13 protein-coding genes are annotated in these 19,197 nt (G+C 69.5%); 3 read left to right on the forward strand and 10 right to left on the reverse strand.

Annotated features, from left to right (window positions below):
• Window positions 1-19: 19 nt before the first annotated feature.
• From ACIGZJ_RS14525 to ACIGZJ_RS14535, 3 genes are all read right to left on the reverse strand, one after another.
• Complete coding sequence (locus ACIGZJ_RS14525; RefSeq protein ID WP_396457502.1) at window positions 20-355, reverse strand: hypothetical protein; 336 nt, start codon at window positions 353-355, stop codon at window positions 20-22.
• Between the two features lie 277 nt (window positions 356-632).
• The gene (locus ACIGZJ_RS14530; protein WP_396457503.1) at window positions 633-4,271 is read right to left on the reverse strand and encodes a WGR and DUF4132 domain-containing protein; all 3,639 of its coding nucleotides are present in this window, start codon (window positions 4,269-4,271) and stop codon (window positions 633-635) included.
• 103 nt (window positions 4,272-4,374) lie between these two features.
• Window positions 4,375-5,112: a hypothetical protein gene (locus ACIGZJ_RS14535; protein ID WP_396457504.1), complete on the reverse strand. Its 738-nt coding sequence runs from the start codon at window positions 5,110-5,112 to the stop codon at window positions 4,375-4,377.
• Window positions 5,113-5,435: 323 nt separating this feature from the next.
• On the opposite strand from ACIGZJ_RS14535, the gene ACIGZJ_RS14540 reads away from it, so the two are divergent.
• Both ACIGZJ_RS14540 and ACIGZJ_RS14545 read left to right on the forward strand, forming a co-directional pair.
• Entirely contained in the window at window positions 5,436-6,281 is an 846-nt protein-coding gene (locus ACIGZJ_RS14540) for a hypothetical protein (protein ID WP_396457505.1), read from the forward strand.
• Window positions 6,278-10,480 carry a caspase family protein gene (locus tag ACIGZJ_RS14545; protein ID WP_396457506.1) on the forward strand — a complete coding sequence of 1,401 codons (4,203 nt, stop codon included), beginning with the start codon at window positions 6,278-6,280 and terminating at the stop codon, window positions 10,478-10,480. Before ACIGZJ_RS14540 ends, ACIGZJ_RS14545 begins: the two co-directional genes overlap by 4 nt.
• A gap of 602 nt (window positions 10,481-11,082) precedes the next feature.
• On the opposite strand, the gene ACIGZJ_RS14550 is transcribed toward ACIGZJ_RS14545, so the two are convergent.
• The 4 genes from ACIGZJ_RS14550 to ACIGZJ_RS14565 form a co-directional block, all read right to left on the reverse strand.
• Window positions 11,083-11,292 (reverse strand): hypothetical protein, encoded by a 210-nt coding sequence (locus ACIGZJ_RS14550; protein WP_396457507.1) that lies wholly within the window; start codon window positions 11,290-11,292, stop codon window positions 11,083-11,085.
• Between the two features lie 74 nt (window positions 11,293-11,366).
• A complete protein-coding gene (locus ACIGZJ_RS14555) occupies window positions 11,367-12,776 on the reverse strand; it encodes a UvrD-helicase domain-containing protein (protein ID WP_396457508.1) in 1,410 nt (469 codons plus the stop codon).
• Window positions 12,777-13,385, reverse strand: a complete 609-nt coding sequence (locus tag ACIGZJ_RS14560; RefSeq protein ID WP_396457509.1) for a hypothetical protein — start codon at window positions 13,383-13,385, stop codon at window positions 12,777-12,779.
• Between the two features lie 5 nt (window positions 13,386-13,390).
• Window positions 13,391-13,882, reverse strand: coding sequence for a hypothetical protein (locus tag ACIGZJ_RS14565; RefSeq protein WP_396457510.1), 492 nt, complete (start codon window positions 13,880-13,882; stop codon window positions 13,391-13,393).
• 516 nt (window positions 13,883-14,398) lie between these two features.
• Between ACIGZJ_RS14565 and ACIGZJ_RS14570 the strand changes: the two genes are divergently transcribed.
• Window positions 14,399-15,901 carry a recombinase family protein gene (locus ACIGZJ_RS14570; protein ID WP_396457511.1) on the forward strand — a complete coding sequence of 501 codons (1,503 nt, stop codon included), beginning with the start codon at window positions 14,399-14,401 and terminating at the stop codon, window positions 15,899-15,901.
• Between the two features lie 313 nt (window positions 15,902-16,214).
• Here ACIGZJ_RS14570 and ACIGZJ_RS14575 read toward each other — a convergent pair whose 3' ends face one another.
• From ACIGZJ_RS14575 to ACIGZJ_RS14585, 3 genes are all read right to left on the reverse strand, one after another.
• Complete coding sequence (locus ACIGZJ_RS14575) at window positions 16,215-17,399, reverse strand: alpha/beta hydrolase family protein (RefSeq protein ID WP_396457512.1); 1,185 nt, start codon at window positions 17,397-17,399, stop codon at window positions 16,215-16,217.
• Window positions 17,400-17,468: 69 nt separating this feature from the next.
• Window positions 17,469-18,935: a sulfatase gene (locus ACIGZJ_RS14580; RefSeq protein WP_396457513.1), complete on the reverse strand. Its 1,467-nt coding sequence runs from the start codon at window positions 18,933-18,935 to the stop codon at window positions 17,469-17,471.
• 77 nt (window positions 18,936-19,012) lie between these two features.
• On the reverse strand, window positions 19,013-19,111 hold the full coding sequence (locus ACIGZJ_RS14585; RefSeq protein WP_396457514.1) for a putative leader peptide: 99 nt from the start codon (window positions 19,109-19,111) through the stop codon (window positions 19,013-19,015).
• Window positions 19,112-19,197 lie beyond the last annotated feature (86 nt).

Here is a 19,197-nt window from a genome sequence, read left to right on the forward strand (position 1 = left end):
TTGGCATCCATATCCTCCATCATTCCGGTACCGCCCCGGCTGCGGCCGCCGGAGCGCCGGGGGTCACGAGGCCCGAGCGGCCGAACGCGACCGGATTCGGCAGGAACGCGCTGCTGCGCGAACGCGGGACCACCAACCGCGAGGTCCTGCTGGTCTGCGGAATCACCCAGGCCAAGGCCCGCCCGTCATGCCGGCCAAGCTTCTCGTCTTCGCAGACCCTGAGCGCACTGACTTCCAACTCGGCGTCGTTGTGGACGGGGAGCTCAGCCGCGCCCACGAGATTGCTCTCCTCAACCACGGCGGTGCCAAGGCTCTCGGTATGGCGGCCGTCCGCAAGCTTGAGAACCCAGCCCACCGAGGGGGTTGGCCAACGTCGACGCCGATACCTGCGCTGCGGCCAAGACCAGACAGGAGACTCCTGGCCAAGCGGGGTCGCAGCAGGCACCGGGACATTGGAGCACATACATGCGGGCGGTGTCCGCCGCCTGCTCGTAGATGCGCCGGCGGATGTCGTCGATCGGAGAGGGCGGGCGGCAAGGGCGGTTCCCAGCCTGGCGGGTGGTGGTCGTGGTCCTCGGCGCGCAGCGCGGCCAGCTCTTCTCCCGGGCGGTCGTCGGTGAGGTGGCGAAGGGTCAGAGCGTGGTCAGCTCGGTGAGGTCGGTGATCACCTCGGAGGCGATCACCGGGTCGAGCTCGGCGAAGGTCGGGAAGGTGCGGTTGTGGGTCCAGTAGTCTCCCGGGCGCCTGTCGAGCCACACCGTTTCCACACGCTGCTCGGGGTACGAGTCGAACATGCCGACGGCGATGCCGTCCTCCGGAGCGATCACCACGTAGAGGTCGGGCCCGACCCGGCGGGACAGCCACTGCTCGACGCCGTTGTCCTGGGGCTCGCCGCGCCGCCACCCGCGCCGTTCCATGCCGACCAGCCGCGTGGTGGGCAGCACCGGACCGCTCTCGAAGCGGGTCAGGCGGTGGCCGGCCCGCTCCTCGTCGGTCAGCGCGTACACCGGACGGTCGAGCTGACGGAACGGCTGCAGGATCTCGTAGTCGGCGAACAGATCCGACCAGTCGGCAAGACCCTCGCCGAGCAGGAGCGGGTGCGCCAGCCGGACGCAGGCCGTGGCCGGCAGTGCGAACCCCTCGTCCCGGACGTCCGCCAGGGTGCGGTCCTCGGCGACGCGGAACGCCGTCACCTTGCCGTCCGTCTCGGACAGCCACACCAGGCGGCGCACCAGGTGCCGCAGCAGCGGATGCCCGACGAAGAGCTGGTCGAACTCCTGCGCCGTCCACGAGCGTTGGGTGACCATCGCCTCCTCCAGGCGGCGGATCTGGTCCCCCGCCGCCGTGCGGACGTCCTTCTTGAGCACCGCGAAGCGCTTGCGTTCGGCGGGCGCCAGCGCGTCGTCGTCCCGCGCCCCCGGGGCGGGCAGGTCCTTGCGGCGGGCACCGGCCGCGTCCAGCACGTACGGCTTGAGCTGGTCGTCGAAGCCGACCGTGAACGTCCGGGTGCCGTAGTCGATGACGGTGGTCCCGTCGGCGTCCAGCCCGAAGTCCGGGACCAGACGGTCGGACAGCTGCTCCCCGGTCAGGCCCAGACCGGCCGCCACCTCGGAGATCTTCTCCTGGGCTCGGGCCTTCAGCGCCTTGAACCTCACCCGCTGTGCGATGCCGTGCAGGTGCAGCAGGGCCGTGTCGGTGCCGATGGCGGCCATCACCTCCAGGCCGTCCACCGCCCGGTGGTGTGCCTTCTCGCCCGGCCAGGCGCGGAGCACCGGCGTCAGCCGACGGACTGTCTCGTCGTCACCGAAGCGGCCGAGCACGTGCAGCGCCCACCCGTCCTGGGCCGGCATGCCGGCCAGCCGCCACTGCTCGAACACCGCCCAGCAGAACTCCGTCAGCGACCGAGGCTCGCACAGCCGGGCCACCTCGTCGAGGCCCGGGTAGGACGCCCCGGGCGCGGACAGTGCGAGCATGGTGAGCACGTGCCGCACCGCCTCGGAGGGAAGGGCGCCCTCGCCGCCGCGCAGCAGCAGCTGCGGCAGTATCACCGGCTCCGCCCAGTCGCAGGGCGGGGGCAGCTTCGCCGGGAGCGCGGTCACCAGCGAGTCGGCCGACAGCAGTGCGCCCACGGCCTCCGCCGCCTTCGGCCCGAACTCGGCGGCCACCGCGCACACCGCCGCCGCGCCGTGCGCCTCGGCGACCACCCGCAGGGCCTGCTCGGCGCCGAGCCGGGCCGCCCCGGCCTTCCCGAGCGCGGCGGGCACCAGCAGCCGGGCCGCGTCCGCGCCGTGCCGGACGAACCAGGAACGCGCGGTGCTCCCGGCCGACTTGAGGCGCACCAGCCAGTCCGTCATGGTCTCGGCCACCTGGGCGTCCAGGTACGGAAGCAGCAGGGACGCGTGCGTGGCCGGGTTCCCCACCGCGGCGGCCCGGATCGGTTCGACGGCGTCCGTCCCGAATCGGGCGGCGACTCGGCGCAGCGAGTCCCCGGAGTGCCAGATGCGCTCACCGGCGCGCCACTGCGCGAGCAGTGGCCGGGCCAACTCCTCGTCGCCGTAAGCGAACAGTGCGAGCTCGGCGTGCTGTCCGCCGTGGAGCCGCGCGTTCTCGGGCTGCCCGATCCTGGCCCGGATCGTGGCCGCGACCCGCTGCCAGTCCTCGTCCGACCAGCTCGTGTACCAGGACTCGGAGTTCGCCGCCCACGCCTCGCGCTCACCGGGCAGCCAACGCATCTGCGGTTCCTGCGGCACGGCGAGGCCGGTCAGCACGCGGGGCTTGCCGGCGGAGCGCGGCCGCGTCCACGGCGGGCTGGTGAACAGCTCCGGCAGCGAGTCGGGGCCGACCTCCGGCACCCGCTCGCCGAGATCGGTGAGCGGCTCGACCAGGGCCGCCTGCTCCGGCGTCAGCTCTGGCAGCAGTGAGAGCGCGGTCGTCCGGTGGACGGCGACGTGGCCGGTCAGGAGCTGCCGGGCGAGCTGCTGCGCGGCCGGGTCGGTGGAGTCCGCGGAGGCCTCGGCGAGCAGGCGCACGGCACGCCGGGGGAAGCGACGCAGACCGGCCAGGAGGGCGGCGCGGGTGGACTTGATGCCGTCCTGCTGGGCCAGCAGTCCCTGGAAGCCCTCGTCGGAGGGGAGCTCGGCGAGCGCGTCCAGGATCCGCTTCTTGCTGTCCTTGTTGTGGTAGCTGGTGTTCAGGTCGTGCAGCATCACCAGTGCCGCGTCGCCGCCGAGGCCCTCGGCCACGGTCGCGATGATCTCGGTGGACCATCCGTCATAGCCCAGGCTCGGCAACGGGGAGAGCTTCTCCAGCGGCTCCGCCGAGGAGAGCGAGCACAGCAGCATCGACCATTCGACGGCTGTCAGTCGGGAGCCCGACGCGACGCACTCCTCGACCCAGGCGGTCTCGGACGGCACCAGGTACGCCGCCACCACCAGGCGGGTCAGGCTGTTCCGGCAGCTCGCCAGGGCCTCGACCGCCGCACAGTGGGTATCCTCGTCGCAGGCCGCTAGCAGCGACCGGACCCGGTCCGCGGCGGGGCGGTACGCGTGGTGCCTCTGGTTGGCCCCGCGCCGCACGCGGGGGTGGACGGACTTCTGGTGGATCCAGTCGGTCTCGACGGCCGTCGTGAACAGCTCGACGGTGGCCTTGGCCGCGAACGGAAGGCCGAACTCCGCCACCCAGGCGTCCACGGCCGCACGGAGCCCGTTGTTGCCGGGATACGAGAACACGGCGGCGAGCACCGCCGCACCGAGCGGGTCCCGGCTGCCGGACTGGTGGGCGCGGGCGGCCGCGACCAGCTCCGGGTCGCTGTGCTCCGAGGCGAGCGTCTGCTCCAGCCAGTCTTCCATCTGCCGCAGCCCGTCACGGTACGAGGCCACCGGGTCCTTCCCCGGCGCGGACGGCTTCCGGGGAATGCCGCCCCGGCGCGGAATCAGGGCCCGGCGCCAGAGGTCCGGCATGACGAAGGCATCCTCGTTCTCGGGACCGGCAGCCTCGGCCGTGGGCGCGACGGGCTGCGCCACGGACACCGGATCCGCCGGAGCACCCGGCTCCGTGTCCGCCCCCGCATGGATCTCGCGGTAGCCCTTGCGCTCCTTCTCGGCGACCACCTTGGCGAGGTGCGCCTGCGCCTCCTCCACGGTCGGGAACGCCTTGACCTGCTCCCGCCCGTTCGTACCGGACCGCCCGTATCGCACGGTCACCGCGGCACCGTCGACCGCGGCTTCCCAGAACTTGTCCGAGTCGCCCTCGACGAACTCCCAGCGCCGCACAGCCCCGCCCCTCTCCTCGAACTGATGATCAGGAGACGAACGTTAGCGAGTCCCACCGACAGGTCCCGGGCCGACCGCCCCCGCACCCACCTCCCTGCCGAAATCACCGTGCGCTGGAGCCTCGTTCCTCAGCGAGCGGCGTACACGTCCTGGACGAAGCGTGCCCCGCGCCGAGCTCGCCGCGCACCCGTTGGAGGAGAAGCTGTTCGGCCGGCCCTGGCTGCAGGAGGTTCGTCGTCATGGCCGGTGCGCCGACTTCCACCACCAGGTGCTCGCACAGCCATTCCAGGTCCTGCTTGGACACGGCCGTGTCACCGCCGGTCAGGAACCCGAAGACGTTGCCCGCTTTGCGTCGGCCCCGCGCGGGCAGGTCGAACCCTCGCCAGAGGGCTTCCGCGTCGAACCGCAGCAGTGTGGTGTTCATCCCCGCCAGGAACGGCGCGTCAGAGGAGCGGGCTGGCACCATCACCGCGTTCAGTACAGCATCGTCCGGAGGTGCGTCGCGCATCACGATGCGCAACCGGTGCGCGGTGGCGCCCGCCCCGGGGCCGTCCCGGTCGGCGACGGCAGCCGCCACGAGGCGGTCCGGCATCAGCCCGCGATTGTCGGTCGTGAACGTGGCGTAGCCGAGGGGGCCTTCCTCGTCCGAGTGCTTGGACTGCGTCCGCTCACGGGATCTGTCCGCGTTGATCACCGTGAGGTCGTCGAAGCGATCGTCCGTCATCAGCTTCTCATCGACATGGACCCTGGCGATCCCGCCGAGCTGCAGGTCGACGACGCGGCCTGCCTCCATCAAGTCCTGGTACTCGTACCCGCGGTGCGCGGCAGTCAGATCACTCATGTCGGCAGCATTTTCCACCGTCGACCACCCTGCTGGCACTGAAGTGACCAAACCGCGACGAAGGCCCCGATTAGGTCCACCGGCTTTGCTGTCGCTGAGAGCTCGCAACACGATCATGGTGTCCTGCACGTGGACTGGCCATGCGCACCCACAGCGGGGCGCCGACGATGATCTGGTGGGTGCCGTCGAAGTCCCATAGCTCGGGGTCGAGCGTGACGTCGGTGTAGAACACTGCCGGCCGACCGGCGTCCGTGGCCTGGCCGAGGAGCGCAGTAGCCTGGCGTAGATATCAGTTCAACCGTGGGGGTGGGACGTTGGCAGCCGTGGTCTTCGTGCACGGGATCGCCAAGCAGTATCTGGGGCCGAGGACGATGCACGGCGGGATTGCGGCAGCTGCAGCCGACGGGGTGCGTCTTGCGGGAGGCCCGTCGCTGGCCGCCGAGGACGTGGCGGTGGCCTTCTACGGCCATGTCTTCCGACCCTCAAACGGCAAGGGCGAGACCTGGCATGACCCTGATGCGTTGACCGAGGACGAACAGGCGCTGCTAGCCGCGCTGTGGCAGTCGGCCGCCAACGAGGAACCGGACCGGGTGCCGGCCGCCAACGGACGGGCTGGATTGAAGGCACGCACTCCGCTGACCGTCCAACACGCCTTGCACGCCGTGTGCCAGTCCCGGTTCCTGGCCGGCGTCGGGGAGCAGTTCATGCTCGGTGTGCTACGCCAGGTGACTCGCTACCTGAACGACCCCGCCTTGCGTGGGCGGGTCCAGGCGGAGATCGCCGCCGCCGTCACTTCCGACACCCGGGTGCTCGTCGGCCATTCCCTTGGGTCGGTGGTGGCCTATGAGGCGTTGTGCGCCCATCCCGAGTGGAACGTGCGAACGTTGGTGACGTTGGGGTCGCCTCTGGGCATCCCGCACCTGGTGCGCGAGCGGCTACTGCCGGCGCCAGTGGACGGGCTGATCACATGGCCGGGGAGCGCCGAGAGTTGGACCAACATCTGTGACCGCTATGACGTGGTCGCACTGGTGAAGGCACTCGCGCCACTTGTCGGCAGCAGCCAGGTCACCGACCTTTTGGTGGACAACGGCTGGCAGGCCCACGCGGTCGAGCACCACCTGACTGCCGTGGAGACCGGTGCGGCCATCGCGGCGGGACTGCACGGGTGACCGAGGTGGCCCGCCGGTTCGTCATCACTGCCGGCACCGCCCGCTACCGTGACGAAGAGATCGAACAACTGCCGCATGTCCCGGGCGACCTCGACCAGGTCACCGAGGTGTTCGCCAGCATGCAGTACGGGTCGGCACTGCGCCTGCTCGACCTCGACCGGAACGAGCTGCTCGAACGCCTGATCCGCTGGAAGCGTGCGGAATCGCACAGCGGGGACGCACTGGTGGTCTACTACAGTGGCCACGGCGAGCGCAGCGACGACGGCCACCACTATCTGCTCTGCCATGACAGTGAGTTCGGCGATCCGGACCTCGCACTTGAGACTGAGGATCTGGTCACTCTCTTCGGGCGCAGCGGCGTACGCCACCTGCTGGTGGTGATCGACACCTGCTACGCGGGGCTCGGTGCGACACAGGGAGTCAAGGCACTGGCTCGCGACCTGACGCTCCGACTGGCAGCCGGCGGCCCCGCGGCGTTGGACGGGTTCGCGGTAATCGCTGCCGCCCGCCCGCGGGAACAGGCCGAAGACGGGCTGTTCGCCCAGGCACTGACGGCTGCGGTGGCCGACCCGGGCCTGGGCGGCCCACGACAGGCCAGGCTCGCACTGGAAGAGGTGGTGAGGCGGGTCAACAGCGAGCTCTTGGCGCGTGGCGCACTGCAGCGCGCGGAGTACTACATGTCCGGGGACGGCACATTCGCCTTCATGCCCAATCCTCGGCACGTGCCGGACCTGCCGCCCGAAGTGGACTTGGCCGAGCAGCGGGCATGGGCAAGCCAGACAGCTCGGCGAGAGTCGGAGTGGGCACAGCGGGTGCTCGAATTGGAGCGCCTGCTGGCGAACGAGCGGTCGGAGCTGTCAGCAGCAGGGTCGCGTGTGCCGGAGCTGGAGTCACCTGCGAGTGTGCTCGTTGAACGACCCTCCCCGGCTAACCGGTACCGCTTCGAATCGCCGCGACGCCACGACTACTTCACCGGCCGCACAGCAGCTCTCACCGTGCTCGGCGAATGGCTGGCTCGCCGTGGACGCCTGTCGCACCCCGAATACGGCGTGTTGGTCACTGGTTCCCCTGGCGTCGGCAAATCGGCATTGCTTTCCCGCCTGGCCCGGGACGGCGCGATCACCGTCAGTTTCCAGGCCCGGAATCTCACGCTGGCCGACCTGGTAGACCTGCTCGGTGACCACCTTGTCCTGCCTGCGCCGCGCACGCTGCAAGACGTGCTGTCCGCCATTGCAGTGTCGGGAGAGCCGCTCGACCTCATGATCGACGGCCTGGACGAGGCTGTCCCGTCAGAGGTGCGGCCGCTGCTGTTCTCTCTGCTACGTCCGCTGGCCGCAATGCCATCCGTACGACTACTGGTAGGTACTCGCCCACACCTGGTCGACTTGGCCGGCCCCGATTTCTGGGTCCTGGACTTGGACGACCCGCGGTGGGCGCCCCAGGAAGACCTGGCCGCATACGCAGGACTGCTGCTCACCGCACCGGATGGTCCTGGCAGCCACGGCCGGCCGCTCAACCCGTCACTGGCCGCCCAGGTCGCCACCCAGGCCGAGGGCAACTACCTGGCCGTCCGGCTGATGGCCCGGACCCTGGCCCACCGCCCGCCCAGCGCGCCGCCGGTCGAGCTGCCGAGCGGCGGCCTCGGTGCGGTCATCAGCTGGGCGCTTCGCGAGCAGTTTGGCCCGGACGAGCGCACCGCCCGCGCAATGCTGACCCCGATCGCCTTCGCCCAGGGCCGGGGTCTGCCGTGGGGGACCGTCTGGCCGGCTCTGGCCTCGTCCGTCCTGGGCAGATCGGTCAGGGGTGAGGAGATCGCGGAGCTGGTGGCAGCGGCTGGCTCCTATCTGACCGAAGCCCTCGATCCACTCGGCCGCTCGGTCTACCGGCTGTACCACGAGGCCTTCGCCGACGAACTGCGGGCCGCTGCCTCACAGGATGCCCAGGCCCAGCTGAGCCGCGCGCTCGTGGCGCTGGTCCCACCCGCGCTTGACGGCACCGGCCCGGACTGGATGGCGGCTGACCCGTACATCCGCGCTCATCTGGCCACTCACGCGGCAGCTGCCGGGCTGCTGGACGAGCTGGCCACGGACCCGCTGTTCCTGCTAGCAGCTGATCATGCAGCTCTGTTGCCAGCCCTGGACTCGGTGCGCTCGTCATCGGCACTGGCTGCGCGGCGGGTCTATCAGGCCAGTGCGGCGATGCTGCTCGGTACCCACGAACTATCAGATCGAGCAGCGCTCCTGGAACTGGCCGCCGTCCAACACGATGCACGGTCGCTCGCGGCTGCCGTCCGAGCGCGGGTGCCCAGCCGCCGCTGGGGCACTCGGTGGGCGCTGCCCAGTCGGCCGCACCGGACCATCGGTTGGTCGCCTCACTCCGTGACGGGCGCCGCCGAGCGGGTCCTCGATGGGCAGACGGTGATTGTGACCGCTGGCCTGGTGCAGGGCGTGCAAGTGTGGGACTTTGCCTCCGGCGTGGCAGTGCGGGCACCGGTTCCTGGCTGGTTCGTGCGACTCACGGTTCCGCACGACGGCGATGGTCCGCTGGTCATGACCTTAGGGGAGGGCCAGGCACAGGGATGGGACCTGGATACCGGTAGGCCCCTCGGCCCTGCTCTGCGGACCGGGGCGGTCGAGATCGCCATGTCCGCCGGCCCAGATGGTCCGATAGGTGTCCTGCTCGAGCCTGATCGGATCGAGGTGGTCGATCTGGCTGCCGGCCGGGCCATCTGCACGATCGACCCGACCTTCCCGAGCCGTCGCGCCCCGCACCTCCGGCGGGTGGCAGCGGCCTGTCAGGGCAGCGAACTGACCGTCGCTATCGCAGCCGTCGGCTGGGGGCGCAATCACACCCAGCACGCCGAGTTGGAGGTGTGGTCCGTAGACCTGGTCACCGGGAGAACCCGCCGGACGGACCGGCTCAGTCATCGCGAGCACGAGATTCAGGAACTGCGCGTGCACAACGGGACCGTGCACGTGGTCCTGTCGCATCTGGCGTCTAACCGCGGTGGAACCGTCGTCTCGCAGCGGGGGCGGATCCGGACGATGCGGGTGCATGCGATAGTACGAGGCGCTGCGATGGCGTTCCGGGACGATGGACCGCACTACTGGTACAACCGGAACGACTGCCGACTGCGCAGCGTCGACGCTGCCGGTCACCCTCGGGCGCTGGTCGATGTCGATCAGTCGGCGTACCGCCAAGTCCTACCTCTGGAGTCAACCACTCGTCCCGCCGTGGTCACCGTCGACGACCTGGCCACGTTCATCCAGGTGTGGGAGCCGACTGCTGTAGTGGAGGACCGGTACCGGCAACGCAGCCCGGTCTCCGACCCCGAAGCTGTTCCGTTCGCACTGACCAGGATCGACGGGCGGCAGCATGTTCTGCTCGGTACACGGACCGGCCTGCGGCTCCTGGATCCGGCAACAGGAGCGCAGGGCACCGGGCTATCGGTGCGCCTGACCGGCGGCAGGCTTGCCACACACCCAGACCTGCCCCCTGTGCTGGTCGGTCCACCGATGCCGCGTGGCAGACGAAAGTTGGTGCGGTACAACGCTGCGACGGACGAAGCCGTCACCATGACTGGCGACCTCGGCAGGTTTGCCCTGGGCGCTGAACTGATTCCCTGGAACGGTCAGGAGTTTCTCGTGTGCTGTTTCCTTGACCGCTTTGAACTCTGGGACAGCAGGCCCAAGTTGGTCTGCAGGGTATTCGACGGAGATGGCCACTTCTCGGTATCGGCTTCCTTCTCCATTCTGGCCAAGCGGGAGTTGGGCCTCCTGCTCGCCGCTGGGGGATCGGTGATTCAGTACGACGGCACCCGAACTCCTACCATCCACTCACACCCAGCGGCTCGGGTTTCGGAGCTCAGCTTGCTGACCTGGTGGTGCGGCAGTCCCGTGTTGTGCTTCGCCGAGCCGGAGGGGCCCCTGGTCGTCCTCGACGCCCTCAAGGGGGATGAACTTCACCGGTGGTCGAATCCGAGCCTGAGTACGCGCCATCTGGCTGCCATTGAGGTCGACGACCGCTTGGTGATGGTGACGGCGGACACCGACCGGAGGCTGCGAGTCTTCGACAGTGCCTCGTCCGACTGCCGTCTGACCGTTCACATCGGCTCGTGGATCACGGGTCTGCTCATCAGTGACGAGCACCACGTCCTGGTGCGCACCCGCAGTGGGGTGATGTCGCTGCGCCTGCTCTGACCCCTCGGTTGCTGAGGCACAACCCTGCCAGAGGCGTTTCTGACCTCGGCTCATCAAGGTGAATCTGGGCGAAGTGCCTGATGAACCTGAAGCGGTGGCTGTATCCGATGGTGTGTGAGATATGCGGATGGGGGCGGGCTAACCGCCAAGGCCCATGCCGAGACGGTGGGCGGTGTGCTGGCAGCACGTGGTGATCGCGGTACGCGGGGTGGGCATGGCGCCTTGCCTGGCTTATGTGGGGCGCAGTGAAACTATCACCGGAAGCACAGTCTGGCTGCCACTGGCGTCGATCCGAGAAAAGCCGAGCTCAGAGGTATTCTGATTGTCTGTCAGCGTTAACGGGAAGCTGTGCTTCTGGGGACGGCTGCCTGTGCTTCTTGGTGGCAGATTCACCGCGTCTCCTTTGCACCAAGATCAACACCGCTGCGTCCACCCATGGGGCTTTCTGTTCCGGGGTCTGGTGTGCGCTGGCGAGCACCGCGAAGGGCGCCTCGACGACGGCATCGACGCCGTCGCCGTCAAACGCGACTTCCTCGTCGCCAACATGCTCGCGATCCAGGCCAGTGTGGAGTGGGCGTGCGGTGGGCTTGCTGCCCTGTCGCCTACTCCAAGGCGGCGATGAGCGGAGCCCACAGAGGGTGGGTCTGGGCCGGAACGACGAGGTGGGCTTGCTCGCGGGCGCGGGTCATGACGACGTACAGCAGCCGGGAACCGCTCGGAAAGGGTTCGCCTTCGGGGCCGTAGTACTCGTCGTCGCCGAGAAGAAGGATGGTGGTGTCGGCCTCGCGTCCCTTGCTCTGGTGCAGGTTCATCACCTGGATGGGGTGCGGGCGCGGCCGGGTGTAGCCGACGAGGGTCTCGTCGTGGACTTCCCGCAGTCGGGCGGCTACGGCGTCGATTCCGAGTCCTTCGTCGAGAAGAAGCAGGGCGCGCCGGGTCTCGGACGCTGCCTGTAGCCACGACTCTTGTCCGCGGAAGGTGCCGATACGGGCGTATGCCCCCGTGAGGACTTCCGCCAGACGCGCGATGTCCGGTCCGGCGCCCCCGGCGGAGCGCAGGTCTCGCGCCAGGTCGGACAATGCGGATTCCAGCACCGTGTTTGAGCGGTTGAGCATTTGACGAGCCAGCTCCGACAGGTTCCTGCTGCGCAGGCAGGCGGTGACGTAAACAGCCAGGGCCCGTCTGACCGGTGCGTCGTCATCGCCCAGCGCGTACTGCAGCAGCGCCAGTTGCGCGGACAGCGCACCTCGGCATGCGCCTCGGTGAAGCCAATCTGCTCGTGGGCCAGGCCGGCCTCTGTGAGGGCATCCGACAAGGCCGTCGTCGCGACGTTCGTGTGGGTGAAGACGCTGACCGTGTGCCCCTTCTCGCGTGCAGCCCGGGTCAGATCGATGACCTGTTCGTACCCGGAGCCGCTCGTGTACCGGGTGACGGCCAGGCGGCCATGGGATGCAGCCACGCCGAAGGCGGGGTTGCTGAAGTCGCGCGTGCGCGCGGCCTCGGCCGCGGCCGGAAGGACGCCGGAGGGGGCGCGGTAGCTGGCCGGTTCGAGGTCGATCCGCACCGCACCCGGATGGGCCATGGCCGCCGCGATCCGTGCGGCGGGGTCCACGCCGGGCTTGAAGCTCCCCTGGAAGATGCTCTGGTTGACATCGCCCAGCAGGATCCGCCGTGCCCCGGGGGCGATCTGCTGCACGAACTCCCACTCGGTGGCGTCGGTGTCCTGGAATTCGTCGCAGATTACCAGGGAGTACCGGCCGGCGTAGTGCTCGCTCACCTTGGGCAGCGTGAGCAGCTCGGCGGCTGCGGGCATCAGCTGGTTGTAGGTGAGTCCGGGCGGGGCGCCAGGCACGAGCCGGTTGGCCTCACTGAGGACGTACTGCGGGGGAGGGAAGCCGTGGTGGGCGCCGATGCTGCTGATGATCCTCCAGGCGAAGCCGTGGAAGGTCGCCACCTCCAGTCGCGGGCGCAGCGGACCGATCACCCCTGCGGCGCGGTCGATGATCTGCGCGACCGCGGGACGGGAGAACGACAGGAACAGCACCCGGGTAGCGGCCGGAAGTTGGGTGCGCTGCCCGCTGCGGGCAGCGTTTTGGCGCAGGAGTCCCAAGTCCCGGCCGGACGCTTTCAGATGCGCGCGGGCGGCCGCCACGGCGGTGGCTGTCTTGCCCGTTCCCGCGCCGCCGGTGACCAGTACCACCGGCGCCGTGCTGTCGATGACGTCCTGCTGGTCCTTGCGTGCCTCGTAGGTCATCAAGGAGGCCGCCGGCTGGCTGGGAAGCGCCAGGTCGATCACCTACGGGCCGCCGTACGCGGGGTCCGCCGCCCGGGCGAGTTCGGTGAGCGCGTTGAGGATCAACGATGGATGCTGCGCCTTGCCGTCGCTGTAGAGAGCCTCGAGGAACTGCTCGTGGAGCCCCTGCTTGTGGATCACCTTGCACAGGTTGGACACAGCCCACTTGTCCGGCGCCCCGCTCATGGGGTCGGGGATGCTGTACTCGGTGAGCGCTGCGCTGGCGGCGGCGATCTCGGGCAGGGGAAGCCCCTCGACCAGGGCGCGTTCGATGGCCGCTCCCAGGGGGAGCCGGAGCACCACGTCGCACGAGGCCTGGATCTTGGTGAGTTCGTCCGTCGTCTGCTGGTTGTCGCGGTCGCGGTCGATGAGGACCAGGACCCGGAACCCCAGCTGCCGTGCCAGGTCGGCGATACGAGGGATCTGGCTGGTCCCCCCGTCACCGCCGGTGCCGGCGGCGACCAGTCTGACGCCATGGGCGGACAAGGGAAGCTGGGCCGGAGGCCGGTGACGGTCCACCATGCCGATCGCTGCCACGTCGTGCGGTCCCTCGGTGATCGCGACCACCGGCGCCGTCAACGCAGCCAGCAACTGTGTGTGCCACTGCCGCATTGCGCTCAGCGCCTTGCGGTCGTGATCTTGGTGAACTGGTGGTGTGAGCGGACACCGCCGTGCCGCACCAGGCGTACCACCTCCGTGGGTTCGAACGCCCGCGCCGCCTCCGGGCGCCGCGTGGACAGCCACACCTGAGCGGAGCGGGTCCGCAGCAGCGTGGCCAGGTGCTCGGTCGCCGAGGCGTCCAGCTGGTCGCCGAAATCGTCGGCCAGAACCACCGCGCCGGGCACTGTGGCCAGCAGCATCGCCTCCGCCATGGCCAGCACGGCACTGACCGTGCTGCCGTGCTGGGCGAGCCCGAGCATCCCGCCGTTGTCGAGGTGCAGCGCCGCGCGCAGGGTCCGCAGCAGGGCCGCCACCGATCCCTCCTCGGCCCGGAAGCCCACCTGCTCCGCCGTGACCGGGGTGTCCCCGATGAGGGTCCCGGCGCCTCCGACGGCCAGGACCGCGTCGGAGCGGTTGAACGTCGCGGCGTTCACCACGTAGACCTTCACGCCACGCTCTTCTGCGCGGTGTCGGCAGCCTGGACCACGGCCGGCCCATCCGACTTTTACAAATCGAGTCGTTTCCCCTGTCGGCGTCTGCCCTCTGCGGCGCGGACGGTGTGACCTTCGCCGGTGTGGCGTGCGGTGTGGTGATGGGTAGGAGAGCGCCCGGGTTCTGCCCTGCCCCGGAAGTGGTTGCGGCCGAGGGGTCTCACGGGCGCTCTCCATCTTCCGTCAGCGTTACGGGAGTTGTCTGAGGTCGAAGACCGCCGTGACGGGTGCGTGGTCGGACCAGCGCTCGGCGTGGGAGGCGGGCCGCTCGACGTAAGCCTTTGTGCAGGTAGCCCGCGAGCTTCTGGGTGGCCATCAGGTAGTCGATCCGCCAGCGGAACGACGCGTTTTCTACAAACGTCCACCCGTTCGAGTGGGGGTGGTTCGGATGCGTCGGCTGGCTTGGGCTGTTGGGGGCTACCCGTGGGCAGTATGACGACTTTGGTGCGGGTTCGGGCGGTGGTTGGTGCGCGTGTGTCGGACACGCACGGGGACGAGGGGAAGGTGTCGGACCTGATCCAGGCGGAGTCCGCCGCCCGGCACGCGCTCGCGAAGAAGTGGGAGATCGTCGGGTCGTTCGAGGACCTGGACGTCTCGGCTGAGGTCACGCCGTGGAAGCGGCCGGACCTGGGGCCGTGGCTGACCGAGCGGCAGGGGGAGTGGGACGCGTTGGTGTGGGCGAAGGTGGACCGGGCGTTTCGGTCGGCGAAGGACTGCGCGGATGTAGCGCACTGGGCGGAGGAGAACCACAAGGTCCTGGAATTCACGGACGACGGGACCACCCTGGACTACCGCAAGGGCCGGGAGTCGACGTTCGGGAACGAGCTGGCGAAGGTGTTCCTGATGCTGGCGTCGATCTTCGCGGAGATGGAGCTCAAGCGGATCAAGGCCCGGGTGGCGGGCGCGCACAGGCATCTGCGGAAGACGGACCGGTGGGCCGGGGGTCAGCCGCCGTACGGGTACCGGATCGTGGATCGGCTTGATGGTGGTCGGACGCTGGAGCCGGACCCGGTCACCTCCGAGGCGGTGCGCTACATGGGCAAGCTGCTCTTGGAGGGGCAGAGCCAGTGGATGATTGCCACGGCGCTGGAAGCGGCGGGCCTCGACACCCCCGCCACGCACGTGTTCAAGCACCAGGGCGAGACGTACTCGAGCAAGCGCAAGAAACCGCCGTCGAACCACTGGAACGCCTCGAGCATCGGCAAGATCCTGCGCTCGCCGGCGACGATGGGCTTCAAGCTGGCCGGCCGCTCCGCCAAGGCCCGCAAGCTCGCCCGCGACATAAAGGGCCTGCCGATCCGGATGGCCACGGAGGAGGAGTGGGCGGCGATCCAGGCGGTGATGGACAAGCGGTCGGTGACGAGGGAGCGCTCGAACGGGGCTGCGCGGTGGCTGGGCGTGGTGCACTGCGACCGTTGCGGGGACCGGCTGTACCGGCAGGAGAACCACGCCCGCAACGGTCGGGTCTACGAGTACTACCGGTGTGTGCGGAAGACCGGGAAGCCGGCGTGCAAGGGGCAGTCCGTCAAGGCGCAGCGGGTGACCACGGTGGTCGCCGCGCTGGTGGAGCGCCTGGCTTGCTTGCCCATGACGGTCCGGAAGTTCATCCCTGGCGAGGACCACACCGAGCAGCTGAACCACGTCGCCCAGGCCATGAAGGACCTCCGGGAGGAGAGGCGCCGCGGCCTGTTCGACTACCCCGGCGGGGACGACGAGTACTCCGAAGCCCTCGAAACCCTCGTCGACGAACGCCGACGCCTTGCCGCCCTTCCACAGCGACCTGCCGCTTGGATCGACGTCGAGACCGGCGAGACCTTCGCCGACGCGTGGACCCAGGCCGACCAGGAAGGGCGCCGCCAACTCCTCCTCGGCCTCAAAGCCCGCCTCTACATGTCGCCCGCCACCGATGGCTGGTACCTATCCGCTGAACTCGAAGCTCGCGTCGGGCACCTGGAATGCGCTGGAAGCTCGGCGTAAGTCGGGTGACCGCAGGCGCTGACGGCTGATCCTGTGCGGCCAACGGGCGTCAGATCCGCCGCGGCCCGCAGAGCCTGAGCCAGGCAACTTGCGTGCCAGCCCATGTCGTAGCTCTGCTCGAGCATGCCTCTGACCTGCGGAAACATGGACCTTAAGGGAGATCATTCCACAACCAGTGCACATACGGCGGCGATGACGATGAGGTGCGGTGAGAAGCACGGAGTGGAGACTGACCGCCGCTCAGGAGGCACGGCGGCGAGCCTGTTGGACGGGGAGAGGCGACTGCCCGGGCACTACGGGCATGCACCCACTCTCAGGCGTACTGCCGGAGAAAGTCGGCGAGTTGGTTCTCGTAGCGCAGCGGGTCGGCGTTCCACGCGGCGGTGTGGCCGGCGCCGGGGAAAGTGGCGAGTTGGACGATGCCGGGCCAGTCCTGGGCGAACTCGGCGCTGCTCGTGTAGGGGATGAGGGCGTCGTCGGTGCCGTGGAGGACGAGGACGGGCTGCCTAGGTCCGCCGGTGCGGCGGTTGGCGGCCAGGGTGTCGATGTCGTCGAGGTCCACACCGGAGCGTAGTTGGAGGACCTGGGTTTCGATGTCGGCGACGAGGTCCGGCAGTTGGAGGCCGGTGACGATGTTGTGGACGGCGGCGCGGTAGTCGAGGGCGGGCGCGTCGAGGACGACCGCGCGTACGGGGCTGCTGTCGGTGGTGCGCTGGAGGTAGGTCTCGATGATGCCGCCGCCCATGGAGAAGCCGTAGAGGACGACGGCGGCGGCGCCGTGGTCGTGGGCGTAGCGGACGGCGGCGTCGAGGTCGCGCCATTCGGTGTCGCCGAACTTCCTCGTGCCGTCCGGGTCGTGGGGTGCGCCGGGGTCGTTGCGGTAGGTGATGTCGAGGACGGGGTGGCCGAGTTCGTGCAGTTTCGGCATGGTGGCCAGCCCTGCGAAGCGGCCAGCGCCGAGTCCGTGGACCTGGATGACCCAGGTGCGGGTGCTGCCAGGGACGAACCAGGCGGGCATCGGGCCGAGTTCGCCGGGGTAGGTGACGTCCTGGTAGTCCAGGCTGACGGCTTGCTTGGGGTCGGTGGCCCACAAGGTGACTGTGATCTTCGCCTTGGCGCCCGCGATGGGTACGGTGTCGGCGGTCAGTTCACGGGTGACGGTCCGGCTGTCCTGGGTGAGGACCGGCCCGAGACGGCCCGAGTGCCTTTGCCCGGTGCCGTCCTCCTGCCAGGTGAGGCCGTAGACGCCGGGGGCACGGCTTGCCTGGTTCGCGGGCACGGTGACGGTGCTCGGGGTGGCGGCCGTGATGCGGGTGTTCAGCGGTGTGTCGTCGATGGGCTGGAGCAGCTTGCCGGTCAGTACCCAGAGCGCGGCGGCCCCGGCGCAGGTCGCGAGGACGAGGACTGCTGCGAGGGCGGTGGCCAGGCGTCGTCGCAGCCGTCCGCGACGACGCCCGGCCACCGGAGCGGGCGGATCCGGAGCACTCCGGTCAGGCACCTGGTCCTCCTTGGGAAGGGGCACGGTGCTGGGGTCGGGGTGCATGGGGGCTCCGGATCACCGGCCGGGCTAGGCCGGCGTGGGGTAGGGAAGGAGGCTGGTGTTGGTCTTCTCCCAGGCGGCCTTGAGCTCGGCGAGCAGCGCGGGCCGGCGGGTCGAGTGGTCGGCCCATTCGCTGGGGTCCTGGCTGAGGTCGAAGAGCTGGTCGCGGCCGTTGAAGAGGGGGTTCTTCGCCTTGTCGGCGCGGTAGTACTTCCACTGGCCGCGGCGCAGGGCGCGTTCCCCCCTCACCCGCCAGAACAGGTCGCGCTGCGGCGCGGCCTCGCCGCGCAGCAGGTATCCGGCGAGACTGGCGCCGTCCAGCGGGAAGGCGGGGGCGGGGCGGGCGCCTGCGACGTCGAGGAGGGTGGCGGTGAGGTCGGGGGTGAAGAGGGATTCGTGGCTGACCTGGCGGGCGTCGATACGGGCCGGCCAGCGGATGATGGTGGGCACCCGGATGCCGCCCTCCTGGAGGGAGGACTTGGCCCCGTTGAACGGCCAGTTGTGGGAGTAGCGTTCGCCGCCGTTGTCGCTGGCGAAGACGACGACCGTGTCGCGCTCCTGCCCGGAGCGGCGCAGCGAGTCGAGGACTTCGCCGACCGAGCGGTCCAGGCCCTCGACCATCTGCCGGTACTTGTCCAGGGAGCCGCCGTCCAGGTGCGCGAGGGCGAGACGGGCGACGCCCGTGTTGGCCGACCTGACGGCCTTCTCCAGCCGGGCGGCCTCTTCGGTGTCGCCCTCGGCGATCCAAGGCCAGTGCGGGGTGGTGAAGTTGAGGTTGAGCAGCCACGGCTTCTCGTGGCGGCGCTCGATGTACTGGCTCGCGCGTTCGGTGAGGATGCGCGTGTAGTACCGCAGGTCCTGGTAGGGGACTTCGCCTTCGTAGAGGTCGTACTTGCCGTTGCTGGCGAGCTTGGAGTAGTACTCCAGTGACCCGGCGAAGTTCCCGAAGAACTCGTCCCAGCCCGACCGGGTCGGCGAGTAGTCGGGCAGGAAGCCGCAGTGCCACTTGCCGATCATCGCGGTCGCGTAGCCGCTGTCGCGCAGCAGCGATGCGAGGGTGGGATGGGTCGGCTCCAGCCCAGCCGTGGCGTCCTCGAGGATCGGCTCGTCCAGGCCGGCCCTGATCCGCCCGGGATAGCGGCCGGTGTAGAGACTGAGCCGGGTTGGGGAGCAGGTCGCCGATCCGGCATAGGCGTCGGTGAAGCGCACGCCCTGGGCGGCGAGCCGGTCCAGGTTGGGGGTCTTGATGTGGGGTGAGCCGTAGGAGGAGAGGTCACCCCAGCCCATGTCGTCGGCCATGATGAACAGCACGTTCGGCCGCTTGGACTGGCGGCCGCGTGCGGCGCGGAACGGCTGCTCCTGCGCTGCGGCCAGCGATCCGGCGGCCTCCGCGTGCGCGGCCGTGGCGGGCAGGCCGACGGCTGCTGCCGCCGCCCCGGCTCCGAGGGCTCCGCCGAACGCACGGCGGGACAGCTTCTGATCGGGCGTGGACACTGTGCGCTCCTGAACAGGGCCCCGCACGGGTTCAGTGTGGGCCCGGAGTCGAAAGAAGAGAAGTGAGTGATGGGTGTTCAGGAATCGCGTCGACACAGCGCGCTGGCGACCCGCTGCAGATCGACATGCCGGCGCTCCACCAGAAGAGTCCGCAGGCCGGAGAACAGCAACTGCATGCTCCCGTACCTCCCTCTCCCGTCGGAACGCGGCTCGGGTCAGGTCGTCGCCCTGGGCCGCTGATAGATACCGAGTTCTATAGGTA

This window comes from Kitasatospora sp. NPDC052868 (assembly GCF_044547105.1).
GTDB lineage: Bacteria > Actinomycetota > Actinomycetes > Streptomycetales > Streptomycetaceae > Kitasatospora.

Excerpts from the sequence above, each read along its gene's own strand:
- ACIGZJ_RS14535 (WP_396457504.1), bottom strand. The coding sequence starts at position 5,112 with ATGAGTGATCTGACTGCCGCGCACCGCGGGTACGAGTACCAGGACTTG.
- ACIGZJ_RS14550 (WP_396457507.1), bottom strand. The coding sequence starts at position 11,292 with ATGAACCTGCACCAGAGCAAGGGACGCGAGGCCGACACCACCATCCTT.
- ACIGZJ_RS14560 (WP_396457509.1), bottom strand. The coding sequence starts at position 13,385 with ATGCGGCAGTGGCACACACAGTTGCTGGCTGCGTTGACGGCGCCGGTG.
- ACIGZJ_RS14585 (WP_396457514.1), bottom strand. The coding sequence starts at position 19,111 with ATGCAGTTGCTGTTCTCCGGCCTGCGGACTCTTCTGGTGGAGCGCCGG.